This window comes from Oleiphilus sp. HI0123, from assembly GCF_001635315.1.
The window spans coordinates 1-6,208 of sequence record NZ_LWGE01000547.1; the positions used below are offsets into that span (position 1 = coordinate 1).

Below are 6,208 nucleotides of genomic sequence, written 5' to 3' on the forward strand. Positions count from 1 at the left end.
CGGGCCATAATATCTATCACTATGCTTTGGGAGATGGGAATGATCAAATTCGTGCAGAAGGTGCTGAAGCGTCTCATCTACTCATATTTTCCGAGACGGTTGACCCAAGTGAAATAGACCTGGTGAATAGCTACGATGATTTGATCATAACCCTGACTGCCAGCGGAGAAACAATCGAAGTCTTTGGCTTTTTCGATACGGATCCAAGCCAGAGAACAAGTCTCTCGATTCAATTTGATGCAACTTCGTCAACATGGTCAGATTCTGAGCTTCGAACTAAAACATTTGAGGCAACAGCGGGCAACGATACCATTCAGGGGACAGCTGACGCTGATACGCTAAGTGGATTGGCGGGAGATGATAATCTAAATGGCTTGGACGGTGATGACATACTCTTAGGCGGAGAAGGGCGCGACACCTTAAATGGAGGTACCGGCAATGATACTTTAGATGGTGGTGCGGGGGACGATTCCCTAACAGGTGGTTTAGGCAATGATACGTATTTATACGGCATTGGGTCCGGTCATGACATTATCGACTTTGATAGTAATTCAAGCCTTGTCGGGAGTAATACCGTCATGTTTGATGAGTCAATTCAAGCGAATGATCTCGAGTTAGAGCGTGTTAAGGATACCCATAATAGTTATCGTGACCACCTGCTTATTACTGTCAAATCTACAGGTGAAACTCTTACTGTCGCACGTTACTTTTCAAACTCTAGTGACGATACGACCAGTACCGGCCAAGTATCTACTTTCGAGTTTTCTGATGGTTCCGAATGGGCTGAAACAGATATCTATGCTTTGATCATTAATTCTATTACCGAAGGTGACGACTATTTTGTTGCAGGTGATGCTGATGACGAAATTGATGGTTTGGCAGGGAATGACAGCATTGTCGGAGGTCAAGGCAACGACCACCTCAGCGGTGGGCAAGGTGACGACTCGTTGCTAGGTTATTCGGGCGCTGACCAATTGTTTGGTAATTCTGGTAATGATTGGCTCTATGGTGGTGAGGGCAATGATGAATTGAATGGCGGTGCCGGGAATGATTACGTTAATGCCGGCGATGGCGATGATACCGTTAGTATGAATGTGGGTGAAGGCCATGATGAAGTTGTATTCGGTGGAGGCTTAAATACGCTAAACCTTCAGGGTGATATCGATGCAAGTGACATTGAATTCAGAATGAAAGGTCGACACTCACTATTTATTAGCGCTGGCGAGGCTTTGGACTGGTCTGTTGAGGTCAGTTTGCATTTTGATAGAGACTATGGAAATTGGCGCTATCAACTTGATCACTTGCTTGTGAATGACACCGAGGTCGAAATTACCGATACGATAGGCGAGGTCATTGATATTTCAGGTGGTTACTATAATGGTTCAGGTTATGTCGTAATTAGGACTAACGAAACGGAATCTTGGAATTATGCTTTAGGCACTGAGGGTGACGATCTAATTTTCGGCACGGATGATGTCGCAATGTTTGATGAACTTGAAGGCGGTGCCGGGAATGATCAGCTATATGGCAAAGCAAATAATGACATTCTTCGAGGCGGAGAGGGTCATGACGTTCTATCCGGGGGCGCAGGTGATGATGAACTTTATGGTGGAGACGGCCAAGATACCCTGATTAGTGGCAAAGGGAATGATCGTCTAATGGGCGGCTTTGGGGGCGATGTATATCGTATCTACGCAGGTTCTGGAGTATCTCGTATTTCTGATTTTTCAGAAGACTTTAACATCATTGAAATAGCGAATGATTTAAGCGCACAAAATGCTGCGCTTCACCAAAGTGGTGATGATTTAATGATCTCTTTTGAAACGGGTGAGAATGTCATTGTCTCGAACTATTTCGACTCAGGAATCCCAAGTGGCGTAATTGATGAAATACGCTTTGCCGATAATACTGTCTGGGAATCTGCGTATGTTCAGGCAAACGTTGAAGACCTTCCGCTCTCATACGATGGGCAAGCTCCAGCAGGATTTAACGTTGTAGATCAACCTAACGGGAGTGGCGATTATATCGGTACGAATGATGACGATTTTATTGAAGGTACTGGAGACCAAGAAGTCGTTTATGGGTCTTGGGGGCGAGATATCATCGTTGGCTTTGGTGGTTCTGATGAGTTAGTGGGTAGTAGTGGTGGCGATTTGATAATCGGTGACGGTTTGCTATTTGGTAACGAAGGGGATGACATTTTGGAGTCGAGAAATATGAGCAACGACAATTATGATGGTCGTGCTTTTATGTTTGGCGGTGATGGTGATGATACCTATCGTGTCGGTATAAACAGCGTAAACACCTTTATCTACAACGGCTCTGAAGCGGGTCATTATGGCGCTAGCTTTTCAGGGGGGCCAGGTGGAAGCGCAAGTGACTTTGATGTACTGGAGTTTATGGAAGGCATCTCTCCCGACGATATTAATTTTTATGCTAATGGTTATGGTCTCGAATTAGAAATCGGAAATAATGGCTATGTCGTCACGTTGGCAGATTATTTTGAACCTTTGACATACCAAGGGAAGGGCATAGGTGAAACCGCACCCGTTGACGAAATTCGTTTTGCTGACGGGACAGTTTGGAATCAAAACGACATCACAGACATGTTGGCTAACGCTCCGGTTGATCAAGATATTGAGGGAACTAGTCAGGCTGATACACTTTTAGGTGGTGCTGGTGATGACTGGATCGCAGGTTTTGAAGGCGATGATACTCTGTATGGTGAAGGTGGCGACGATATCTTAGTTGGCGGTGCTGGGAACGATACTTTGTACGGCGGTTCGGGTGAAGATGACTATGATTTCGACCCTGGTTTTGGTCAAGATGTCATTTACAATACTGGAAGCGACTATAATGAGATATGGCTTTACCAGGTTAATGAGTCGGATGTGGCTTATGCAAAGCAAGGCAATGACCTCGTGGTTTCTATTATCGGAACGTCTGATCAGATAACCGTTAAAGACTGGTATGAGTCACCGGAACGAAAAGTAGTAGTGTATTTCGATGATTTGGATATCACACATTCAATCGATCATATTGAGTCATTAGCGACTGACGAGAGTAGTTCGAGCAATAGCGAACCTACCGCTCTAGCGGATACAGCAAACACCGAGGAAGATACTTCCATTATCATTGATGTGTTAGCCAATGACAGCGATATCGATGGTGATAGTCTGAGCATTAGCTCTGCTTCAGCCTCGTATGGTTCGGTTCTCATCAATGGTGATGGAACGCTGAACTACACACCTAATGCCGATTTCAATGGTTTAGATAGCATCAGCTATGAAGTCTCAGATGGTAACGGTAGCACGGCGACCTCATCGGTATTCGTCACGGTTAACCCCGAAAACGATGCGCCTGTTGCTGTATTCGATACGGCTGCAACGCAGGAAGATACGTCAGTCACGATTGATGTGTTAGCGAATGACAGCGATATCGATGGTGATAGTTTGAGCGTTAGCTCTGCATCAGCGGTAAGTGGTGCTGTTGTAATTAATGGCGATGGAACGCTGAGCTACTCGCCTAATGCAGATTTCAATGGTTTAGATAGCATCAGCTATGAAATCTCAGACGGTAACGGTGGCACCATGACCTCGTCAGTCTCTGTCACAGTGAACCCTGAAAATGATGCGCCTGTTGCTGTTGCAGATGCGGCAGCAACACAGGAGGATACGTCTGTCACCATTAATGTGTTAGCGAATGATGGTGATATCGACGGAGATAGTTTGAGCATTAGCTCTGCATCAGCGTCAAATGGTGCTGTTGTGATTAATGGCGATGGCACACTGAACTATACACCTAATGCAGATTTCAACGGCTTAGATAGCATTAGCTATGAAATCTCAGACGGTAACGGTGGCACGGGGGCCTCGTCGGTATCCGTCACGGTTAACCCCGAAAATGATGTACCAGTTGCTGTAGTCGATACCGCTGTAACGCAGGAAGATGCTTCTGTCACCATTGATGTGTTAGCGAATGATGGCGATATCGACGGAGATAGTTTGAGCATTAGCTCAGCATCAGCGTCAAACGGTGCAGTTGCGATAAATGGCGATGGCACACTAAGTTATGCGCCAAATTCAGACTTTAATGGTCTTGATAGCATTAGCTATGAGGTCTCAGACGGTAACGGTGGCACGGCGACCTCATCGGTATCCGTCACGGTCAATCCTGAAAATGATGCGCCGGTATCAATATCTGATACAGCTGTTACTGATGAAGATACGGCAGTTGTTATCGATGTTCTTGTGAACGATAGAGATATTGATGGTGATAGTTTATCTGTTGTGGCTGCTGCGGCGATTAGCGGTGTCGTAGCTATCAATGGTGATGGAACTATCTCATATACGCCTAGCGCTAATTTCGTAGGAGAAGATTCAATCACCTACGAAGTTTCGGACGGTAATGGTGGAGTCGCCAATTCAACCGTCGCAGTAACTGTAAACTCAACTGAGGATGATCCAATTACTATTGTTGGAACTGGTGCTGCAGAAACTTTAGAGGGTGGAAATAATAACGATAACCTCGCAGCCAAAGGTGGAAAGGACGTTCTATATGGATATGAAGGCAACGACACGCTACACGGTGGTGGCGGTGCCGACTCTCTATATGGCGGCTTGGGAGCAGATACACTAAAAGGTGCTAATGGCTCTGATAAGCTTTACGGGAATGAAGGTAACGATTTGTTGGTGGGTGGTAAAGGCCATGATACCTATTACTACCAAACTGGTGATGGCTATGATCGTATTAATAACGCTTCAAATAACTTCGCGACTGATACTGACAAACTTAGTTTGGAAAGTGTAGGTGATGTCGATGATGTATGGTTCAAAAAGACGAACAACCATCTCGATATTTATGTGCTGGGAAGTGAAGACCACGTTCGAGTTAATAACTGGTACAAGGCAGATAAGTTTAAGCTGGATTCAATTGAGGCGGGTGGCCAAGCCATTGATGCTATTAATATTGAACAGCTTGTAAGTGCGATGGCTTCGTTCGGAGCTCCTTCAGGAGGCAGCATATCGCTGAATTCTGATGAGCAAAACCAAGTCGATACAGCAATAGCGACGGCTTGGGCCTAGAGGCTACATAAAGGGCCTTCGGGCCCTTAAAAACTTTCTCAACTCTTCGGCAAAATAACCACAACCCTAAGCCCCTTAACCTCCCGATTACTCAACTCAATCACACCATTGTGCTTCTTAATAATTTGCGAGCTAATAGCGAGACCTAATCCAAAGCCTCCCGTGCCTCGGTTACGGCTTTTGTCAGCTCGGTAGAAGGGTTTGAGGATAGATTTGAGTTCTTCTTCTGGAATGCCTGGGCCTTCGTCCAAAATCTCTATATGAAGATTGCCAGAGCCCTCATAGAGCTTGAGCTCGATGTTGGCATCGTTGGGACTGTATTTGATGGCGTTTGTTAGCAGGTTTTCAAATGCCCGGGTTAGCAAGGGCTCGTCACCTTTGATGAGCGCATCGCTTTGCAAATCGGTTTTTAGTGTCAGGTTTTTTTCTTTTAGTTCTAGCTCTGCGTCATCGGTAATGCGGCCCAAGAGTTGTGACAGGGACAGGCTCTCCATCTGCGTCAATTGCTGGTTGTCAGTTTGCATTAAGGTGAGCAGTTGGTTGATAAGTTCTTCAATACATTGGTTCTGGTGTTCGATTTTGTCTAACAACTTGCCTGGGTCATCAACTGATCTGGCGAGTTCAATCGCGAGTTTTTGTCGAGTGAGTGGGGTTCTTATTTCGTGCGAAATATCACGAAAAAGTTGCTGCTGACTGCTGATTAAGTCAGATACTTTATCAGCCATTTGGTCGAATGCGGTGGCGAGTTGCCCTAGTTCATCTTTGCGTTTGCCAACATCCTGACTGACGCGAATGTCGAGCTTTCCTTGGGATATCTCAAGGCTGGCTTGATGTAACACGCGAATAGGCTTGGCGATAGAGCGTGCTATCCACAATGAACCTAATAATATGATGATACAAGATGCCAGTAGACGATAGCCGTGCAAAGACTCTGGGTTGAAGCGGGACTGTATATAGCGCGAAGGCATGACTCGCAAGATATAACTTTGCCCGTTTGGTGACGATATTTGTTGGTCGGCCAAATTTAGCAAGTGTGTTCGATAGGGTTTGTCATCGTGATCGTGATGCTCATCATCATCGTCATCATGATACCTTGGCTTTCGGTGTGGAATTACCGGCGTCTC

2 protein-coding genes are annotated in these 6,208 nt (G+C 45.6%); one reads left to right on the forward strand and one right to left on the reverse strand.

Annotated features, from left to right (window positions below):
* Positions 1-5,084, forward strand: a 5,084-nt coding sequence (locus A3761_RS05030) for a tandem-95 repeat protein (RefSeq protein WP_156491616.1), incomplete at its 5' end; no start/stop codon positions are given.
* A gap of 38 nt (positions 5,085-5,122) precedes the next feature.
* Here the strand turns inward: A3761_RS05030 and A3761_RS05035 are convergent.
* Positions 5,123-6,208 (reverse strand): cell wall metabolism sensor histidine kinase WalK (locus tag A3761_RS05035; protein ID WP_156491617.1); only part of this gene is annotated, 1,086 nt, incomplete at its 5' end.